This is a genomic window from Sutcliffiella horikoshii (genome assembly GCF_044809035.1).
Classification (GTDB): domain Bacteria; phylum Bacillota; class Bacilli; order Bacillales; family Bacillaceae_I; genus Sutcliffiella_A; species Sutcliffiella_A horikoshii_G.
In genome coordinates, this window is sequence record NZ_CP085237.1 from 2120758 (window position 1) to 2139441 (window position 18684).

Genomic DNA, 18684 nt, shown 5'->3' on the forward strand with positions numbered 1-18684 from the left:
CTAGCAGCAACGTATTCCATTTAACGGGGATTTCTCCATTCCCATTCGAAGGTGCCAATCATGAAACCGTTCAATGACGAATGGATATAACTCTAATGTATAATAAAATGCAGGATTTGGGAGTCCGAGCATTTCTGAAAAACATAATAAAGTGAACAGATCCTCTTCCTCTCGCAATTCCCTTGCAATCTCAGTTCTATGAGGTTGTTGCAATATTTCATCATAGATGGTGATGACCTTCTTGAATTTATCTAAAATATCCATTTAGAAACTCCTTCCTTTTATGAAAGAAGAGAATGAACAGCAGGGTTCATCCTCTCGCTACCTTTTACATGGACGGATCTATAGGTGGTGCCTTATCACTCTTAAGAAATACTCTGAAGGCCTCTAGGATAATCCAAAATGCGAACACAAAAATAATTCCGCCTAAAATGAAAAGTAACATGTTTCCATCGGTTTCCCCTAATCCTGACCATTGGAACACAACTTGTACGAACATGGCATACAGAGTCATAGAGAAAATGAAAACCATCGGAACAAATGTATAGAAGAAATTCCTACCTTGCTTCTTCAACCAAACGGATATTAGAAGTAAGCTGACCCCTGCCAATAGCTGATTACTTGTTCCAAACAAAGGCCAGAGCAAGTATCCTCCTGAACCAAAGCCGTTTGGCCCTTTAGGAATTAACACCAGTGCAGCGCTTGAAACAACTGCTACAGAAGTTGCCACATGCATGTTTGTTAAAGGTTTAAAATTATATTCACTTCCAATTTCAGAAATAATATATCTCATAAGACGTAAGGATGTGTCCAAGCTTGTTGCAGCAAAGCTGACAACAATGACAGTTACAATGGTTCTAGCAATATCCGCAGGTATGGCAATGCCAGTAGCAAGTTGAGCTGCTCCGTTGATAAAGTTCGACATCCCCCCCAAGCTTGCTGCTCCAAAGTCGGAGTATGCAGCCCGGAAATCACCAGCATTGGCAAACAAAGTCGCAACCGCAATAATAGAAATTAAGGCAAGAATTCCTTCTCCTACTGAACCTAAGTAACCAACAAATCGTGCATCTGTTTCCTTATCGAGCTGTTTAGAGGTTGTACCTGATGCAACCAAGCCGTGAAATCCAGAAATCGCCCCACAAGCAATGGTGATAAATAGCAACGGAAACCAGGAAACATCACTTACTTCATTTGTCATCGGGGCCGTAAGTTCCGGTCTCATTACTAATAACCCCGCATATAGCATTAATAAACCAACCACTAATTGGTGGGAGTTAATATAGTCACGTGGTTGTAGTAATTTCCATACAGGTAAAGTTGATGCAAAATAACAATAAATCAAGAGGATCATGATCCATATGAAAAAGGACATGGATATTCCATCTAATCCAAATATAACAATATTATCGGCCCCTCCAAAATAACGGACCAAGTCTATCTGGAGCATGGGAACTTTGCTGGTCAATACGGCTGCTCCGTACATAACCGCTAGGGCAATCAAGGATGGAACCAACATTTTTGCCTTCCGCTTGTAGACAGCATATCCAATCCATATTGCTATTGGTATCTCAATAAAGATAGGTATAACTGCTGCTGGAAACTGAATGAACAGATTGGAGATAACCCATGCAAACACGGCATTAACCATTAGGACTAATATCAAAATGATAAACAAAAAGAGCATTTTTGCACGCTTACCGATTAAACGGTCCGTCAACGTACCGATGGATTGTCCTTTGTTACGGACCGAAAGCACCAGTGTTCCGAAATCATGGACTCCAGCAGCGAAGACTGTTCCTAGTATCACCCAAAGAAAAGCGGGTCCCCAGCCCCAATAAAGGGCAATGGCAGGACCTAATATTGGTGATGCACCTGCAACAGAGGAGAAATGATGCCCCCACAGAACTACCTTTTTCGTTGGTACAAAATCCACTCCGTCGTTATACTTGTGAGCAGGTGTTACATAATCAGGATCTAAACGGTAAATTTTTTCTGCGATGAATTTGGAATAATAACGATAACCCAGAGCAAAAACAATAAATCCGACAATTGCTAACCATACAGAATTCACCTTCATTCCTCCTTCTTTCTATGTATACAAGAAAAGATTACTAATCAGTGTAAGCGTTGTCAATATAGATTTCTGAAAATTCATACTAAATACTTGTTACTTTTAATATCTGGTCTTAAAATAGGTAAAAAGTAGGTGTTTGTCGATTATTAACTAAGTGTGTCGTAAGTACTAATTTTTATTGAAAATTCCGACATATAGACTTATAATGTGGAAGATTCATGTAAATTTATGTGAATACATAACGATTCAAGGGGGATTTTTTTGTTGAAGCTGAAACACCTGTCATTGTTGTTTGCCGTGTTGCTCGTTTTTAACCTTTTTGCCTCCAACTTTGTTTTTGCAGAAGAAACATCTGAACCAAAAGCCAAGATTGTATCACTAGGGGATTCTATTTCATTTGGATATGAAACTGGTAAACCTAATACGTCACCATCACCTATTGCCTTTCCTAATTTAATATTAGGTGGTAATCAACATGTTGTTAATTTAAGCATGCCGGGTGCTACTTCTAAAGATTTATTAAGTAGCCTGGACGCTCAGGTATTAATGGAAGTTGAAGATGCAGATCTAATCACCATAAATATCGGTAGTAATGATATCTTAAAAGCTATTGGCTTTAGTGAGATATTAAAAAATCAAACGCCTATCACAGATCCAGTTCTACTTGCACAGATGCAGGCTAACGCATTACAAGCAAGTCAAGATTTAGCTAGTAACCTAACTTCGATTTTTGCAACTATAAGATCAAATTCAGGTGCACCAATTTTTATCTATAATATATACAATCCATTCCCAGCTGTAGATCAAAATGTCAGCCCTTTTGGCTCCTTTTTAAATACTGTGGGAGGACAAATTGCTGCGGCTGTCAACGTTGAAATGGCGTCTCAGTCACAAGCCTTATCTAACATCGGAGTCTTTATCATTGATGCTTATTCAGTATTTGATGGTAATCAAAGTAGCTACGTTTTCCCAATGGACATTCATCCTACTCCAGAAGGACATGCTGCATTGGCGACTATAACGACACAAAAACTAGTTGAGTTAATGCCAGAGCCAGAACCAGAGCCAGTATTTGCAATTAAACTTTCTGCCTCAACGTCCGAAGAGACTGAAGGGCCAGTTACTGTTTATGTTGAAACTGAAAATAAGGAAGATGTTCAACATCTTTTCTGGTTAAAAGGTGATAAGTTAATAGAAGATTTCCGTGCAGGCGGAAATGAAATTATTGAATCTTTCTCCTTTGAAGTAACCGAGAACGGTACCTATACTGTTTTAGCGCTTCATAACCAACAACTTTATGCTCTTGAGAAAATTGATATTACAAACATTGTTCCACCTGCAGAAGAAGAACCACCTGCGGAAGAGGAACCTCCAGTTGATGAGGAACCACCTGCTAAAGAGGACGATAACACTCCTCCTCCACCCGTAAAGAAAGAGGAAACGAAACAACCGGTAGAAAAAAAACCAGTAGTTAAGAGTGGCAATAAACTTCCGAATACAGCTACACCTTCTAATAACTATTTAGTTTTGGGAGCAGGCTTACTGTTTGTTGGATTTGCATACATGGCAATTGTAAGGATTCACAAAAGAAAAAGTAGTGTTCAATAACAAAAAGCACCTCACTGTAGTCCAGTGAGGTGCTTTATTACCTTTCAGGAATAATATCCAACAGATAGGATAATGAAATTTGGTTAGCTGTAATATTGACAAGTGGCTTTCTAGAGAACAGCATGCCATTTACAGTCCAGTTTCCAGTTCGAATCCATTCAACTTTTCTGAAGGATGGAGAGTTAGGGAACTTCGGAAACATGTATGGGGAGCAAACCCTGCCCAAGCCCACAATCTGCTCTTTCTCATTCTTAACAAAAACATAATCCCCTTCTTCCATCTCATGACAAAATTGATACAAAGCAGAAGTCTCTAAATATGGTATTTTGGTCGCCCTATAAATTTGCCTGTAACTATTCCATATTTCTTTTCGAGAGGAGTAGTTTCTGATATTCCCCAATTTTCCATGATGAAAAGTAAGCATCCCTTCTTCAAAAAAAGAATTGGCATCCCTCTCATTTTGAATGGTGTAAATCCAATATTTCTTATTTTCTTTCATCTCATATTTTTCATTTTCCTCTTCCACATTTTCATTTACATATTCAGGAAGTGTATCGTAAACATATTGCAAGAAACAATTGATTTCATAATATATCGGCAAATCTGTCTTTCTACCTACAATATTTAAATACTTACTTATCAAATAGCTTTCGTTGATTAATTTTTGGTAATGGTAAATTTTAGTTCCAATGGTATATGTACTCTTCAATGAGGATGCGTCTTTAAACAATCTTTCTACAGCCATCAACTCTTTATTGGTAAACCGACAAAAGAAATTCGGGAAAAGATAATGAATTAACTCACCAAGTTCTTTATTACCAAAACCAATTAACCTTCGTACAGGATCTTTGTAAAAACCGTCCAACCGTTTATCAATACTATCTTCACCAAAAAGAAAATCGATAAAATATTGTCTATAGCGTTCTATCGGTGCTTTTTGATCAGAAAAGAACCTTTCCATAGGCATAGTTGTTTGTAAAAACGACGTATGCTCTTTGAAATTTTGGAAATCCTCCCAGTTCATTATAGATAAATATTCTTCTTTTCTAAAAGCATGGAAGAATTGATATCTTGATCGTTGTTCTTCTATATCTCCTATCCAAACTTCTGCAACTCGACTGTACAAAAACAAATGTATATCCAAGTAATCGTATTTCACCAAGCCTTCCACTGTTCCTGGAACTTTCCAATAAGAATGTAAAATGTCATCCTCATCTTTTTCAAGCGCTAGTACCTTAATATCCTCTATTTTAAAAATATCCAGATTTTTCAGACCCCATAGCTTTCTTACATACCTTAATGGAATGGGCTCTCCCTGCTCTACTATTTCCAACGTAATGATAATGTGATTGTACATGGTAATTGTTTTCACCTTGCAAATGCATATAAAATCAGAATGATCACAAAAATATACTTTGTCCCCTTCCTTCATTTTAGTTATATGTACAAGTTCATACATATCTAAATGATAAGAAATGGTGTTTGATTGTATATTTTTTGACTCACCACGCAAAATCCAAGTAGACACGATGAACACCTCTCTCCCACAGAAACTCCTTTTTATACTGTATTAAATATTTTAAGAAACATTCAAAAATAAAGAAAATGATTCCCGCAAATTCCGAGAATCATTTGTTAATTGCCCTTTAATCAGATTAAAATGGGCGTTTAATATGAAAATTTTTATGCTTTTTTCGGAGCTTTGAAAAGTGGCATGCATCACATACTGCATATTTGAATTCCGCATCCAACTTTTTGCCGCATTTGTTGCACTGCTTGGTCATCATCTTAACATCTGATTGCAGTCGCTCGTGTACTTCATCGCTGAAAGATTCCCTTACTTTTTCCCAGTAAGCCGCTTCCGTTCTTCTGTCCAATCTATACAAGAAAAGCAAGTGAAGCCCGATGGATTTATAAGATAACTCTACATTCTCCAGGTTGTCTTTATTCATGAGCGGTTCCGGCAATTCAGCTCTTGTTACTATAGCTTCCATCGTTTTTTTCCACTGGTTCACAAGTGTTTGCTCTTTTGTAGAAAACGGCAGGTGTAAAAAGCCATACAAATCATTAACCGTCAATCTTGCTTCAATCATGGTGTCCTCTATCGTTTCGTACAAAATCTGTTCCTCAGTTAGGGTGGCCTTCTCTGTACCTACAGGACTTTCGAATTTACCCCAGAGCTCAAAAAATTCACCAAGTTTGTTGGAGTACTTTTGAAACCGTTCCAGTATAGAACTTGTTGGGGCAATAGCAAAAGTATGCACTTGACGATCTTTCCCACCTAAGAGGCGTTCCATTGCTTTTATGTCTCCTGTAAATGCGACTTTTCCGACATCATACATTCCTCTTCGTCCTGCTCGACCCGCAATTTGCTTCACTTCTTGTGAAGTCAAACGTCTTCTTCGTGTCCCATCAAACTTTTCATTTTGTAAAAAGACAACTCTTCTTATTGGCAAATTTAAACCCATCCCGATAGCATCTGTAGCTACAATTACTGTTGTATCCCCGTCAATAAATCGTTGCATCTGCTTCTTTCTAGTTTCAGGGGGCATACTTCCATAAATCATGCTGACTTGATGACCATTGTTCTGAAGAATAGATGCCGTTTCAAGCACACGCTTACGAGAGAAACAGACAAGCGCATCCCCTCTTTTGGCATCTCTCAGAGTGAACGGGCGGTCTTCCACTTGTAGAGGTGTGTCCCTTTTATATTCGTGGATTTCAATATTCGCATTCCCAAGAAGCTGCATGACCATCTCCTTCATGCTGAAGCTTCCTACAATGTGAACTTCATCCGCATTTGCTTTAGTAATGGCTTTATACCAGGAAAAACCTCGGTCCTTATCCGCGATCATTTGTGCCTCATCAATCACGATAACTTCATAATGATCTTTTTCATAAAACATTTCGACCGTACTAGAGAAATGGGTCGCACCTGGGGACAGTTTCTCTTCTTCCCCTGTTTTAAGCGAGCATGGGACCCCATCCGAGTTTAGTGTATCGTAGACCTCCAAGGCTAATAGGCGCAATGGCGCAAGATATAATCCGCTTTTTGCTTCTTTCATTCTCTGCAATGCTTGAAAAGTTTTTCCAGTGTTTGTTTCCCCAATATGAATAACATACCGGGTACTTCTACCGTTGGAAGGTAAGTACTCCCTTCCGAAAATATCTTCTAACATCCTTTCCTCTTCTTCTCGTTTTCGCTGAATTTCTGCCAGGATCTCCTCTTCTTTACGTTTCCGATCATGGATATCCCTCTGCAGGTACTGTTCATGTACTTCTAAGTCGAAAGGTTGCTCGGCAAGTACTAGCAGATCTGCAACAAATTCTTCTTGTAGTTGCTCCATATAGTCATTGACCAATAAGTAGAAAGAGTTGGCAAGGATCTTTCTGAGCTTTGATAAAGTAAATTCTTCAGAAGTGAGGGTTTCGTAGTTTGTTAAAATGTCACTGGAAAGTTCTTTTATTATTAGTCCCGGAAGAAAACCAAAAAGAAAATCAGTAATCCTTTTTTCATAAAAGAAATAATATGTTTCATACTCCAAATATTCCTCATAATAATCAAAACTCTGATGAACAGCACCTGTCAGCTCACTAAAAAAATCCTTCATAGTGTGATAGTCAGATTCATCCATAGGGCCGGCCTCTTTTAACACCTCTTCTCTTTTGTAGGAACCTGTTTCCTCAAACTTTTGGTTATTCAATAAGTCCTCTTTTACTATCCTTGCAACAAAGTGTCTTACATATAAAAAATAGTTTGTTTGATTTTTCTCTACTATTTTATGAGCAGCCTGATCAACCGTATTTATAACAGCATCCATTCGAAGTTGCAGCCGTTTTTCTTCCATTCTTTTTTGAAAATATTTACGGGCCAGTATATATTTTTCTTCCCATACGGATGGGGTTGTATTCGAGGAACTCAGCAACCACTCCACAGCATTAAAGGGGTTATATTCTCTCATTTCGTTTTTAAATAATTGGTTAATAATTTTCTTGTCTATTCCTTCTACTTCAAAGCCCCGTGCGCTCAAAATCTGTTTTTTCTCTTTTCTGGCAATGTCATTTGTTACTTTATTTAGCCAAACATTATACCAGATCTGTCCCACGTAGTGCTTTCGATCCTCCATATACTCCCCAAAGGTTGGTAAATCCTCTTTGGTTTCAAAATATTGTTGAATATCTTCTTCAATCTTAAATTTAGTTCGATCCAGGGATGTAGAATGAATGATGTTTAATTTGTCCATGATGAAGTCTCCTTTAGTTATGTTTAGAGACTTTAGATGTTGGTCTTAATCTATGTCTAAAAGCTCTAGTATTTGTTTTGATGGTATTGCCAATCCCTTGTTTTCCTCTGTTGTTGCATATACCACTCCTACCACCAGACCTTCCTCTGTAAGGACAGGGCTCCCGCTGTTACCGGAATGTACAGGCACATCAATGAGTAAAACGTCTGAATGTAAAGAGGAACGAATCATTTCTCCGGAAGTGCCTTCATTTACAATAAAATTATGTGCGAGTGGGTTTCCAATAATATAGATAGGTCGATTTGGTTCAATCTTTTGATCACTTAACGGAAGTGATGAGAAATTCTCTTTCTGTGCAGTAACCTTTAACAATGCGATATCATTTTCTGGATTTCCCTTTAAAACTTCTGCTGAGTATATTTCTCCATTTGATAAGGAAGCCTGTATTTCTTTCATTTTATCAATAACATGAAAGTTTGTAACAATTAATCCAGCAGGATCAATGATAAATCCTGTTCCTTTTCGCCCATTTCCGTTAATGGTTACTACGGCTTCCTTCCATGCCTGTATATCATTATCTTTTGATAATTCATTAGATTTTAACAAAAATTGTATAGATGGGATATTAACGGTACGGGGAAAAATGCCCCATATATTTACTAATAAGGCCAATATGATAAAAAATGCTATGTACTTTATTGCCTTTTTTCGTTTTTGTTTTTTCCTTGCTTTTGCTGCTAATTCCTCTTCAGTTATTTGAAAATCTTCCAATGAAGGCTCCTCGAACTCCTCTAATTGATCTTTTTCGTCCATTTTACAGCTCCACTCTGATTTTAAATTGGTGTTTCCTGCAACATATCATAAGAATATTCCCTTGTCACGAGTTGCATCTCATATTTTTAAAACAGAGTAAATAATAGGAAAAAATAGTTGTTGACAATTTTGCACCTCGAGCATATAATTTATCTTGAAGTTATAAATCTCGAATTAAAGATATTTTACTAAAAGGGAATTTAGGAGGAATATGATTATGGCAAAAACAGTATGGAATGTTGACAAATCCCACAGTACGGTGGACTTTTCAGTGAAGCACATGATGTTCGCTACAGTTAAAGGCGGATTTCATGAATATGATGCAACAATTGTAGCGGATCCAACAGATTTAACAACGGCTGATATCGAGTTTACAGTGGATGTGGCAAGTATTGATACACGTAGCAGTGATCGCGATGCTCACCTTCGCTCTGCAGATTTCTTTGATGTGGATAACCATCCAAAAATGACGTTCAAAGCGACAACCATTGAAAAAACAGACGATAACGAATACAACGTAACAGGAGATCTTACTCTTCGTGGGACGACAAAATCAGAAACATTCTCCGTTGTATTTGAAGGAACTGGTCAAGATCCTTGGGGAAATGAAAAAGCAGGTTTTGCAGTAGAAGGAAAACTTAAGCGCAGTGATTATGGTTTGACGTGGAATGCTCCACTAGAAGCCGGTGGAGTTCTAGTTGGAGATCAAATTAAGATTGCATTGCAATTGCAGGCTGCAAAGGGGTAAATAAAAAAGGGAATTGCTAGTTAATGGCAATTCCCTTTTTGTTTAGTCTTTTATTTCTTCCCATATTAAAACTGCTACTTGTAAGCAGGTTATAGGGGGTAAATCGGTTGAAAAAGATGCGTCCATGTATTGTTTGATATACACTGCTAATTCATCTACCGAGTTAATTTGATCTAGCGCATCTACAATTTTATCAATTTCCATTCGGTACCTATCTTCTCCTGCTCCCATTGCAAGAAGGTCCATCGGGTCCCATTCATTGATAACCTTGATGACGATATCTTTTTTTCTTTGCATGGATACACTGATAAAACTCTCCATCTTTAACACCTGCCCCTGCTTAATTTGAAAGAGCTTCGTAGAATTTGTTTGTTAATTCTATTGTGTATCTGCTTCCGCCTCTGTCAATTACATCCTCAATCAACATCGCCGTCAATAATGTCGGGTCCTTTTGATCGTAAGAAACCCATAGTCCGTTCTCCATTCTTTCATCTTTGTTAATCTCAGCTGTTCCTGTCTTTCCTGCAATTTCACGGCCAGGTAAATTAGCAACATTTGATTTTCCTTCTGTGACAGTTTTTCTGAGATTGTCCTGAAGAAGTTTAGCATTTTCAGGGGACACTATATCCTTCCAGACTTCTGATGTTTCCTCCTCAATCAATAAAGGTTTCATCATTGAACCGTCATTCACAACTCCTCCATAAATACTCGCAAGGTGTACAATGTTTAACAAGATTTCACCTTGGCCATAAGCAGTATGTGCCAATAGTACCTCATTGTCAAAGGAGCCTGAATTGGAAATTTGAGAATCGTTTACTGGAGGGTATGCGAAAGGAAGTTCTTCCCCTATTCCTAATTTCGCCAATCCCTCTTCAAATTCCTCTATTCCAATATCTATCGCAGCTTTAGCGAAGTAAATGTTATCTGAGTTGTTCAGACCGCTTACAAGATTTACTTTCTTATCATCTTCGTAAACTCTAGTTACTTTACTGCCTTTGAACTCCCATTGTTTTTCAGGTATATCATATTGGTGATTTGGGTCAAGTTTTGAGCTTTCAAGACCAATTATTGAAGTTAGGAGTTTCATGGTGGAGCCTGGGGAATAGGTACCACGGAAGCGATTTTCACTAGCGTTAATACCTGCCTCTTTAAATGCGTCCAGCTTCTTTTTCTTGCTAAGTGATGTCCCCATGTTTACAGTGTTAGGATCATAAGCTGGTGTGCTCACAAGACTTAACACCTTCCCAGTACTTGGGTCAATGACAGCTGCCTGCCCGGCATCATCTTTCATAACATCATATAAGTTTTGTTGCATGTTAACATCAATCGTCAAGGTAATATCTTTCCCTCGCTCCGGCTCTGTTCTTGCTATAGTTTTTTCAGAACCATCCTCTTCTATCTGTGTTACTTCTAAGCCTTTCTTACCCTTCAATACATTTTCATACAATCCTTCAATCCCCGTTACACCTAATCTATCACCCTGTTCATAACCTTCAAAATCTTCAAGGTCTTGTGCACTAGCCTCAGTTATATAACCTACTAAATGAGCAGTAGCTTCTGCGTAAGGATAAACACGTTCTATAGATCTTCCATTTGTAACTCCTTCGATTTCTATTAATTCTAGAACTAGACCCCTTTCATCTTCTCTGAAGTCTTTGATAGGCATAGCATAATGAGGCTGGGCCCAACTCAATGTATAAAGACTTGTAATTTCTTCTTCTGACATATCAATCATCTCAGCGAGTTTTTTCAAGTCTCTTTCTGCATTAAATTCACCTGGGACAATTTGAAGATTCATTACTTCCTCATTAGCAGCTAGCTTGTTCCCTTTGCTGTCTAAGATTTCACCTCGAGATGCTTCGGTATAATCTATTACAAACTCATCTGTCAAATCGTATTCAGGAAAGATAAAACTCGGCTCCCACTGGATATACCATTGTTCGTTTTCTTCTTCGTCCAACACTTTATCCAAGACAAAATTTACTTCGTAATCTATTTTTCTAGCAAATGTGTTATAAGTGATTTTACCCGGAATGGTGACGGTTTCTTGTTCTTCCCACTCAACCTCTTTATCTAACACTTCTACTTTTAAATTTTCCATTTCAAAAAGGTCATAAACCTCTTTATGCTTTTCTTCAAAAAGTTGCAGTGGTACGTTTTCTTTTGATCCCGATTGGAGATATTCCTCATACATGCTTGAGAAATCTTGTTCCTCCCATGTGGTTATGTAGTCGTTTAATACATCGTAAGGATTGACGGGTTTTTTTTGACACCCGGCTAGTATAAACAACATGATTATCATAAATAATATCTTTTTCATTGCAGCCCCCACCCTCTTTTGTCTCTTTGCTTTAAGGATACATGAATTTCCAAATTGGTTAAAGGAAAAAGATTCACTTGTTTGTTGGAATATCAAGCTAAGCCTTCATGAAGACCTCAGGGAAACAGTTTTTAGCTGAGAGAAGTCCTCATAAGCGGTATGAAGACCTCTGCTTCTTAGATTTTAGTAAAAAGAGGTCTTCATTCCAAACGTAATAAGTTACTGCTAATACTAATCTTGTTTCCCAATAACAAAACAAAAACCCCTACTCCTAAAAGTAGAGGTCAAAGTCTATCTAAATATCTTGCTTTTATTGTCCAAACCAAGCATCTGCCAAAATCTGATATGATTTTAACCTTGCTTGCTGGTCATATACATGAGTATTCACAATTAGTTCATCTGCTTGTGTTTCTTCCATTATTGCTTCAAGCTTTTCTCTAACTGTTTCTGCATTACCTGTAACTGTATATTTTAACTGTTGTGCAACCACATGCTTCTCATACTCACTCCAAAGAGAGTCCATATCTTCCACTGGTGGCTTCAACTGGCCTGGGTTGCCACGGATCAAATTAAGGAACTGTTGCTGAATAGACGTTGCTAAATATTCAGCTTCCTCATCACTATCAGCGGCAATTACATTCACGCCAATCATGGCATAAGGCTTTTCTAAATGCTCAGACGGTTTAAATGAATTACGATAGAGTTGCAGGGCAGGCAAGGTATAGTCTGGAGAAAAATGGCTGGCAAACGCAAACGGCAAACCTTGTTCTGCAGACAGTTTTGCACTGAAACCGCTTGAACCGAGCAACCAAATCGGAACATCCAATCCTTCCCCAGGTATCGCTTTTACTCTTGTGGTTCCATCAGGGTGAAAATAGGAGCGTAATTCCGCTAACTGATTAGGGAAGTCCTCTCCTCCTGATCTGCGTTCTCGTCTAAGTGCCGCAGCAGTAAGCTGGTCACTTCCTGGTGCCCGGCCGAGGCCAAGATCGATTCTCCCAGGATACAAGGATTCCAGCGTTCCAAACTGTTCTGCAATGACAAGCGGGGCATGATTGGGAAGCATAATGCCGCCGGATCCTACCCTTATCGTTTTAGTTGCACCAGCTATATGCCCAATCACGACAGAAGTGGCAGAACTGGCGATGCCTCTCATGTTATGATGTTCTGCTAGCCAATAGCGGGTAAATCCTAAACTTTCCACATGTTGTGCAAGTTCCACACTGTTTTTAAAAGATGTTTGAGCATTACTTCCTTCTACAATTGGGGCCAGATCCAATACAGATAATGGGATTTGGGTATTTTGTACGGTCATTATTTATTCTCCTTTCTTACTTTGGAGCTTTATCGAATTCTTCTTTTATTTTTATAAGAAGTTCTTGTTTGGTTAAAAGTTCATATGCGGTAGTTGCCATCGCCTTTGCTCCAAGGATCATTGCTTCTTTTCCTTGCTCACTTAATGCCGCATCACGGAATTCAGTGGTATGGCAACTGTATAATTCATTACAAATTTTTATATATGGATGTATGGATGGAACTACTAGACTTACATTTCCCATATCCAGCGAGCCGGATCCATCTCTATTTTCAACAATCTCTCCGGATTCCACTCCTAGTGAAATCAGTTGTTCTGTAAATATATCCGACAAAGTTTCATTAGTAACCATGTTATCGTAGGATAGTTCATAATTAGACATTCTCATGGTTGCTCCGGTCATCAGTGCAGCACCTTCAGCTATAGATTTCACTTTTTCTACCAATTCATTCACATAACTGCGTGTTTTGGCACGAACGTAAAACTGAGCAACAGCATAATCCGGTACCACATTGGCGGCTTTCCCGCCCTCAGGAATGATTCCATGGATACGGGAATCACTTGTAATATGTTGCCTTAATGCATTTATGCCATTAAAAGTCTGGATGACAGCATCCAATGCATTTATTCCTTTTTCAGGGTTTGACGCTGCGTGCGAAGGTTTTCCAAAGAATTCAAATTGAATGGCATCCATGGCCAGCGAGGAACCACTCTTCACATATGAATGCAATGGGTGGACCATCATGGCTACGTCTAATTTATCAAAGACACCCTGCTCCGCCATTGTCACCTTGCCGCCTTTTGTCTCTTCGGCGGGAGTACCGTAGACTATCACTTTGCCTCCTGTTTCTTTTAATACTTTACTAGTGGCAATCCCGGCTGCAATACCCATCGTACCTATCAAATTATGGCCGCAAGCATGCCCGATCTCAGGTAGCGCGTCATATTCACACATAAATCCGATGGTTGGCCCTGGTTTACCACTGTCAAAAACAGCCTCAAAAGCAGTTGGCAGATCACAAATCCCCATTTCCACATTAAAACCGTGTTCAGAAAGTTTATCTGAAAGGACTTTTGCTGATTTGAATTCCTCATGTCCAAGTTCAGGATTTTCTCCTATATATGTACTAATCTCATAAAAATCATTTTTATGAGAATCAAGGAAATCTGTTATGATTTGCTTCATTTATTAATCCCCTTCGGACAATTTATTTAGTGAATGGAAATATAGTAACATGAAGTTTCTTCAAATAATAATATTTTGCCTCAAAATAAATAAGGGAGCTCCCATCGTATTGGAAGCTCCTTATACCTATACTCTTCTCATCTGAAAGACATCCAAACCATTTTTCCATAGTGTCTGTATTAATGCCACTTTAGGAGACAGTCTTGGATTTGTTTCCTTGCCTTTTCCTATTCGCTCTAACTGATTGCTATACCACGTCAATTCCAGCATAGCGGTTTGATCCACAAGTTTAATTCCTGTCTTTCTTGGTGAAAGTTCAATAGAATCCCTTATACCCTGGAGAAGTTCTTTAGGGAGATAGGGATAGACTGCCATTGGGCGAGCCAGTCCTATCATGGATGTTGCCCCTTCTAGGATTGCTTCCTTCATTCCAGTTAAAGACCTGAATCCTCCGGTGACTACAAGGGGTGCTTTTGTTACCTTTCTAGCTTCTGTTGCAAATTCAAGAAAGTACGCTTCCCGTCTTTTGGTGCTCTCTTTTACATTTACCCCCGTCATTTGCGGACTTTCATAGGAACCCCCTGAAATTTCAATTAAGTCTATTCCCAGTTGGTCTAACGCCTGAATAACCTGTAATGCTTCTTCCTCTGAAAATCCTGCCTTCATAAAGTCTGCAGAATTAAGTTTAACTCCAATCGGGTAAGCGTCACCAACTTCTTCTCGAACCTTTTTATAGATTTCCAACAGAAATCTCATGCGGTTTTCGAGTGAACCTCCCCACTTGTCTGTCCTTTTATTATGTCGGGGTGATAAAAACTGACTGATGAGATAACCATGCGCACCATGGAGTTGAACACCTGTAAATCCAGCTTTCTTAGCAATTTTGGCTGTATTGGCAAATCGTTGGATGATGTCTTTTATCTCTTCTTCTTGCAGCTCCCGCGCTACAGGGAAGTAACGTTGAAGCTTTGGATTAAACTCCACTTTGGACGGAGCCACCGCTTCTTTTACAATTCCTTTAAATACCTGTTTGCCTGGATGATTGATTTGCATCCAAAGGTGAGTTCCATTCTTTGTTCCCGCCTTTGCCCAACTCTTTAACAAATCTAAATCTTTTTCATTTTCCACAACGACGTTTCGGGGTTCACCAAGTGCACGTTTGTCGACCATGACATTGCCTGTCACAACAATACCTGCTTCACTTTCTGCCCACGTTTCATAAAGGCGAACCAGTTTAATGGTTGGTCTATTTTGTTCGTCTGCCATCCCTTCGCTCATCGCAGCTTTAAAAAATCTGTTTTTTATTTCAGCCCGATTTGGAAGCAACAATTTGTCATGTAACTGAGCCATTCTTTTACCTCCCCTACGCTTGTCCTAACATGGATATAAAAAATGGTTGGAAGAACACTCCAACCATTCGTTTATTTGTTAAATTAGTATCTTAACGCTCCTGCACCTGCGATAATCAAAATAATGAAAAGCACTACAATAAGCGCAAATCCTCCACCATAATTTCCACCTGACATACAATTCCCTCCTTCACGTAGACTACAATACAATTTATGCATCATACTCGTCCTACGTATAGGCTATGGAATCTTTTTTACGCATGGAATGCTCTATAGTGGATTATGCCCAATTACCTTGGCGGAACAATGGTACTCTTTCTCCGTCAAAGGTGATCCCGTCAATATCCATATCACTTGATCCGATCATGAAATCCACATGGGTTATGCTTGAATTTGCCCCTGCTGCTTCCAGTTCTTCTTCTGACATTTGTTTTCCGCCTTCAAGTGCGAAAGAATACGCATTCCCAATCGCCAAATGATGGGATGCATTTTCATCGAATAACGTGTTATAGAAAATTAGATTGGTATTTGAAATAGGAGAGTCATGCGGTACAAGTGCTACTTCTCCTAAAAAGTGTGATCCTTCATCTGTTTCAATCAATTTTTGCAGAGTTTCAAACCCTTCTTCCGCTTCAAAAGAAACGATTTTTCCATTTTCAAAAGTAATGGAAAAGTTATCAATCATATTCCCGCCATAATTCAATGGCTTGGAGCTTCTCACTGTACCGTTAACTCCTGTCTTCATTGGAGTGGTGAAAACCTCCTCTGTCGGCATGTTGGCAATAAAGGCAACACCATTTTCATTAATGCTTTCTGGACCAATCCACACATGCTTTTCAGCTAAATCAATCGTCAAATCTGTTCCTTCAGCTTTGTAGTGGAGTGATTTGAATTTTTTATTGTTGAGGAAATCCACTTTTTCACTTAGTTTTTCCTTATGGTCCATCCAAGCTTGGACTGGGTCCTCAAGGTTTGCTCTTGTTGCATGAAAAATAGCTTGCCATAGTTTTTCTTCCTGTTCCTCTTCTTTTAAATCAGGGAAGACTTTAGCTGACCAGCCTTTAGATGGAACTGCCACTATAGACCAGCTTATTTTATCGGCCATCACCATTTTACGGTAGCCTTTTGTCGCTTCGCCTGCAGCTTTTTGTAAGTTTGCAATTTTGGTCGCATCTACACCTTTTAGTAAGTCTGGGTTAACAGACGTAATCGCTAGCATGGCAGCTCCTTCTTCATATGCCTTCTCAAGCATTTCCGCTCTCCAGCTAGGGAAATATTCAAAAGACTCATCAGGTGCCAGGTCGTAGCGAATTCTTGTAACCTGCTCATCCGTCCATTCAATCTGAACGAGTTTTGCTCCTGCTTCATATGCTTTTTTGGTAACAAGCCTAACAAAAGGTGCTGTCGCGATGTCAGCGTTTACAATTAGTGTTTGGCCATTTTGTACGTTCACGCCGACTTTTACGGCTAGTTCTGCGTATTTTTCCATAGTTGTGTCAAGATTGCTCATTATGTAGATCCCCCCTAAGAATTTTCCTTTGTTCCCAAAAAATATCATGTTCACCGGGATTTGTCTAGTTATCTAACGCAAAAAGGCAGGAACCATAGTTGGTCCTGCCTGAAGGTTGCATTTACTGTTGATCTCCGTTCCAAGTTCTTCAATCCACATGTTCACAAAAATTCATAAATGACTTCTATACTATTTCAAAACCGCACCTACTCTTGGTAGGTTTCTGCTAAACAATGACATGCCGTGTTTGAATGCAGCCAAGCCATAAAGCATGCTGCTCCAGTCGATAAGGGTTACCTTCGTTGGATACCAACGGTTTGGTTGCTCGAGGTGCCACCAGGAAATGCGATGCAATCCGAATTTATATGCTGCTTTGAACTTTTCTTCGTCCTGTTTATCCTCCGGGTTAGCGTACACATCATATGGGATGTGCAGAGAATATTGTGCGTACAGGTCATAGATTCCTGCAGGATACACAGGCAGATAGCCCCCAATTATGTAAGATGAGGCAATATTATGAGGTGCATCGTTGATTCTATCAGCATGATAGCCATCGAACAGCCCATCATTCGGGCCTGCACCATACCCCCATATATAAGAGGGAACATCTTCAAGCTCTTTCCATTTCATTCTATCTGCAAGACATGCATTCTTATAATACTCCAGATAAGTTGTACTTTCTGCATATTCTGGCACTAGATAATATGGAAACTGTTGTACAAAGGAAGACAGAAATGCACCAGGATGATCGTTTAATATAGCAAGACCGCGAAATTCTTCTTGCGGAAGTTCCTTTATTTTATCTTCTGCAAAATTGTTCAGCCATAAGGCCTGGATATTTTCATCTTGTGGTTTTCCTAATAGAGCAAGGTATGAGACCATTACGTACTCATTATAAGCTGGTAGAGGTGCAATTCCCTCCCCATCCTTTGCAATCATGTTAATAACGCCTTTATCTTTGTCTGCAACTATGATACTCCAATCAATGGAGGAAAGAAGATTTTCTGCCATTTCCAGTATCCTTGGCTCTTTTTTTGCAAAATGATTTCCCGCAAAAAGTGCACCCGTTAGGAGAAGGGTCGTATCTATTGTAGAAAACTCCGAATCAAGGTTTTCACCTGTTTCCATATCTACAAAATGTGCAAAGAAACCAGATTTTTCGTCTCTGGCAACCTGGCAGCCTTCTATCTCCCCGGATACCCCTTGCATGGTGATTAGAGCCTTAGCAACTGCATGATCATCCCAGCCTTCCAAATCAGCAATAGCAAGGCTGATCAGGCCGACACCAGTGGCAGCTATGGAGGAGCGGAAATCAGGGTTTTCTCCAAGAGTCATATATCCATCTGCATATAAACCTGTTCGTTGACTTCGGGAAGCCTCAAATAGTGAGTAGGAGTCCAAAAATTGTCGATCAAAAAACTGTTTTACTTTAGTCGGTAGGTTTTTATATTCGTTGGTTGGCATCTCTTTTTCCCCTTTCATCCATTAAATTGGAAGAACTTTGTATATTTCATGCT

Annotated in this window: 15 protein-coding genes; 2 read left to right on the forward strand and 13 right to left on the reverse strand. The window is 39.1% G+C overall.

What is annotated here, in order from left to right:
- Positions 1-264, reverse strand: coding sequence for a cory-CC-star protein (locus LG307_RS11035; RefSeq protein WP_404450302.1), 264 nt, complete (start codon positions 262-264; stop codon positions 1-3).
- Positions 265-328: 64 nt separating this feature from the next.
- Positions 329-2071, reverse strand: a complete 1743-nt coding sequence (locus LG307_RS11040) for a carbon starvation protein A (protein WP_404450303.1) — start codon at positions 2069-2071, stop codon at positions 329-331.
- A gap of 267 nt (positions 2072-2338) precedes the next feature.
- On the opposite strand from LG307_RS11040, the gene LG307_RS11045 reads away from it, so the two are divergent.
- The gene (locus tag LG307_RS11045) at positions 2339-3682 is read left to right on the forward strand and encodes an SGNH/GDSL hydrolase family protein (protein WP_404450304.1); all 1344 of its coding nucleotides are present in this window, start codon (positions 2339-2341) and stop codon (positions 3680-3682) included.
- A 37-nt stretch (positions 3683-3719) separates the two neighbouring features.
- Here LG307_RS11045 and LG307_RS11050 read toward each other — a convergent pair whose 3' ends face one another.
- The 3 genes from LG307_RS11050 to LG307_RS11060 all read right to left on the reverse strand — a co-directional run bounded on the left by LG307_RS11050 (position 3720) and on the right by LG307_RS11060 (position 8739).
- A complete protein-coding gene (locus tag LG307_RS11050; protein ID WP_404450305.1) occupies positions 3720-5210 on the reverse strand; it encodes a hypothetical protein in 1491 nt (496 codons plus the stop codon).
- 127 nt (positions 5211-5337) lie between these two features.
- A complete protein-coding gene (locus tag LG307_RS11055; protein ID WP_404450306.1) occupies positions 5338-7926 on the reverse strand; it encodes a DEAD/DEAH box helicase in 2589 nt (862 codons plus the stop codon).
- 45 nt (positions 7927-7971) lie between these two features.
- Entirely contained in the window at positions 7972-8739 is a 768-nt protein-coding gene (locus LG307_RS11060; protein WP_404450307.1) for a S1C family serine protease, read from the reverse strand.
- A 217-nt stretch (positions 8740-8956) separates the two neighbouring features.
- On the opposite strand from LG307_RS11060, the gene LG307_RS11065 reads away from it, so the two are divergent.
- Positions 8957-9487: a YceI family protein gene (locus LG307_RS11065; RefSeq protein ID WP_223493520.1), complete on the forward strand. Its 531-nt coding sequence runs from the start codon at positions 8957-8959 to the stop codon at positions 9485-9487.
- Between the two features lie 42 nt (positions 9488-9529).
- On the opposite strand, the gene LG307_RS11070 is transcribed toward LG307_RS11065, so the two are convergent.
- The 8 genes from LG307_RS11070 to LG307_RS11105 form a co-directional block, all read right to left on the reverse strand.
- Positions 9530-9808, reverse strand: a complete 279-nt coding sequence (locus LG307_RS11070) for a DUF1871 family protein (protein ID WP_404450308.1) — start codon at positions 9806-9808, stop codon at positions 9530-9532.
- 19 nt (positions 9809-9827) lie between these two features.
- Positions 9828-11807, reverse strand: coding sequence for a penicillin-binding transpeptidase domain-containing protein (locus LG307_RS11075; protein WP_404450309.1), 1980 nt, complete (start codon positions 11805-11807; stop codon positions 9828-9830).
- Positions 11808-12117: 310 nt separating this feature from the next.
- Positions 12118-13122, reverse strand: a complete 1005-nt coding sequence (locus LG307_RS11080; protein WP_404450310.1) for an LLM class flavin-dependent oxidoreductase — start codon at positions 13120-13122, stop codon at positions 12118-12120.
- A gap of 16 nt (positions 13123-13138) precedes the next feature.
- Positions 13139-14308, reverse strand: a complete 1170-nt coding sequence (locus LG307_RS11085) for a M20 family metallopeptidase (RefSeq protein WP_404450311.1) — start codon at positions 14306-14308, stop codon at positions 13139-13141.
- 126 nt (positions 14309-14434) lie between these two features.
- Positions 14435-15658 carry an NADH:flavin oxidoreductase/NADH oxidase family protein gene (locus tag LG307_RS11090; protein WP_404450312.1) on the reverse strand — a complete coding sequence of 408 codons (1224 nt, stop codon included), beginning with the start codon at positions 15656-15658 and terminating at the stop codon, positions 14435-14437.
- Between the two features lie 83 nt (positions 15659-15741).
- Positions 15742-15834, reverse strand: coding sequence for a YjcZ family sporulation protein (locus tag LG307_RS11095; RefSeq protein WP_010199532.1), 93 nt, complete (start codon positions 15832-15834; stop codon positions 15742-15744).
- 103 nt (positions 15835-15937) lie between these two features.
- Positions 15938-17167, reverse strand: coding sequence for an aminopeptidase (locus LG307_RS11100; protein WP_404450313.1), 1230 nt, complete (start codon positions 17165-17167; stop codon positions 15938-15940).
- Between the two features lie 189 nt (positions 17168-17356).
- Entirely contained in the window at positions 17357-18631 is a 1275-nt protein-coding gene (locus LG307_RS11105; protein WP_404450314.1) for a hypothetical protein, read from the reverse strand.
- Positions 18632-18684 lie beyond the last annotated feature (53 nt).

Bases quoted from the DNA above. Each gene is read 5' to 3' on its own strand.
- LG307_RS11100 (WP_404450313.1), bottom strand. From the start codon at position 17,167: ATGAGCAATCTTGACACAACTATGGAAAAATACGCAGAACTAGCCGTA.
- LG307_RS11055 (WP_404450306.1), bottom strand. From the start codon at position 7,926: ATGGACAAATTAAACATCATTCATTCTACATCCCTGGATCGAACTAAA.
- LG307_RS11070 (WP_404450308.1), bottom strand. From the start codon at position 9,808: ATGGAGAGTTTTATCAGTGTATCCATGCAAAGAAAAAAAGATATCGTC.
- LG307_RS11065 (WP_223493520.1), top strand. From the start codon at position 8,957: ATGGCAAAAACAGTATGGAATGTTGACAAATCCCACAGTACGGTGGAC.
- LG307_RS11075 (WP_404450309.1), bottom strand. From the start codon at position 11,807: ATGAAAAAGATATTATTTATGATAATCATGTTGTTTATACTAGCCGGG.
- LG307_RS11035 (WP_404450302.1), bottom strand. From the start codon at position 264: ATGGATATTTTAGATAAATTCAAGAAGGTCATCACCATCTATGATGAA.
- LG307_RS11080 (WP_404450310.1), bottom strand. From the start codon at position 13,122: ATGACCGTACAAAATACCCAAATCCCATTATCTGTATTGGATCTGGCC.
- LG307_RS11060 (WP_404450307.1), bottom strand. From the start codon at position 8,739: ATGGACGAAAAAGATCAATTAGAGGAGTTCGAGGAGCCTTCATTGGAA.
- LG307_RS11105 (WP_404450314.1), bottom strand. From the start codon at position 18,631: ATGCCAACCAACGAATATAAAAACCTACCGACTAAAGTAAAACAGTTT.
- LG307_RS11090 (WP_404450312.1), bottom strand. From the start codon at position 15,658: ATGGCTCAGTTACATGACAAATTGTTGCTTCCAAATCGGGCTGAAATA.
- LG307_RS11095 (WP_010199532.1), bottom strand. From the start codon at position 15,834: ATGTCAGGTGGAAATTATGGTGGAGGATTTGCGCTTATTGTAGTGCTT.
- LG307_RS11085 (WP_404450311.1), bottom strand. From the start codon at position 14,308: ATGAAGCAAATCATAACAGATTTCCTTGATTCTCATAAAAATGATTTT.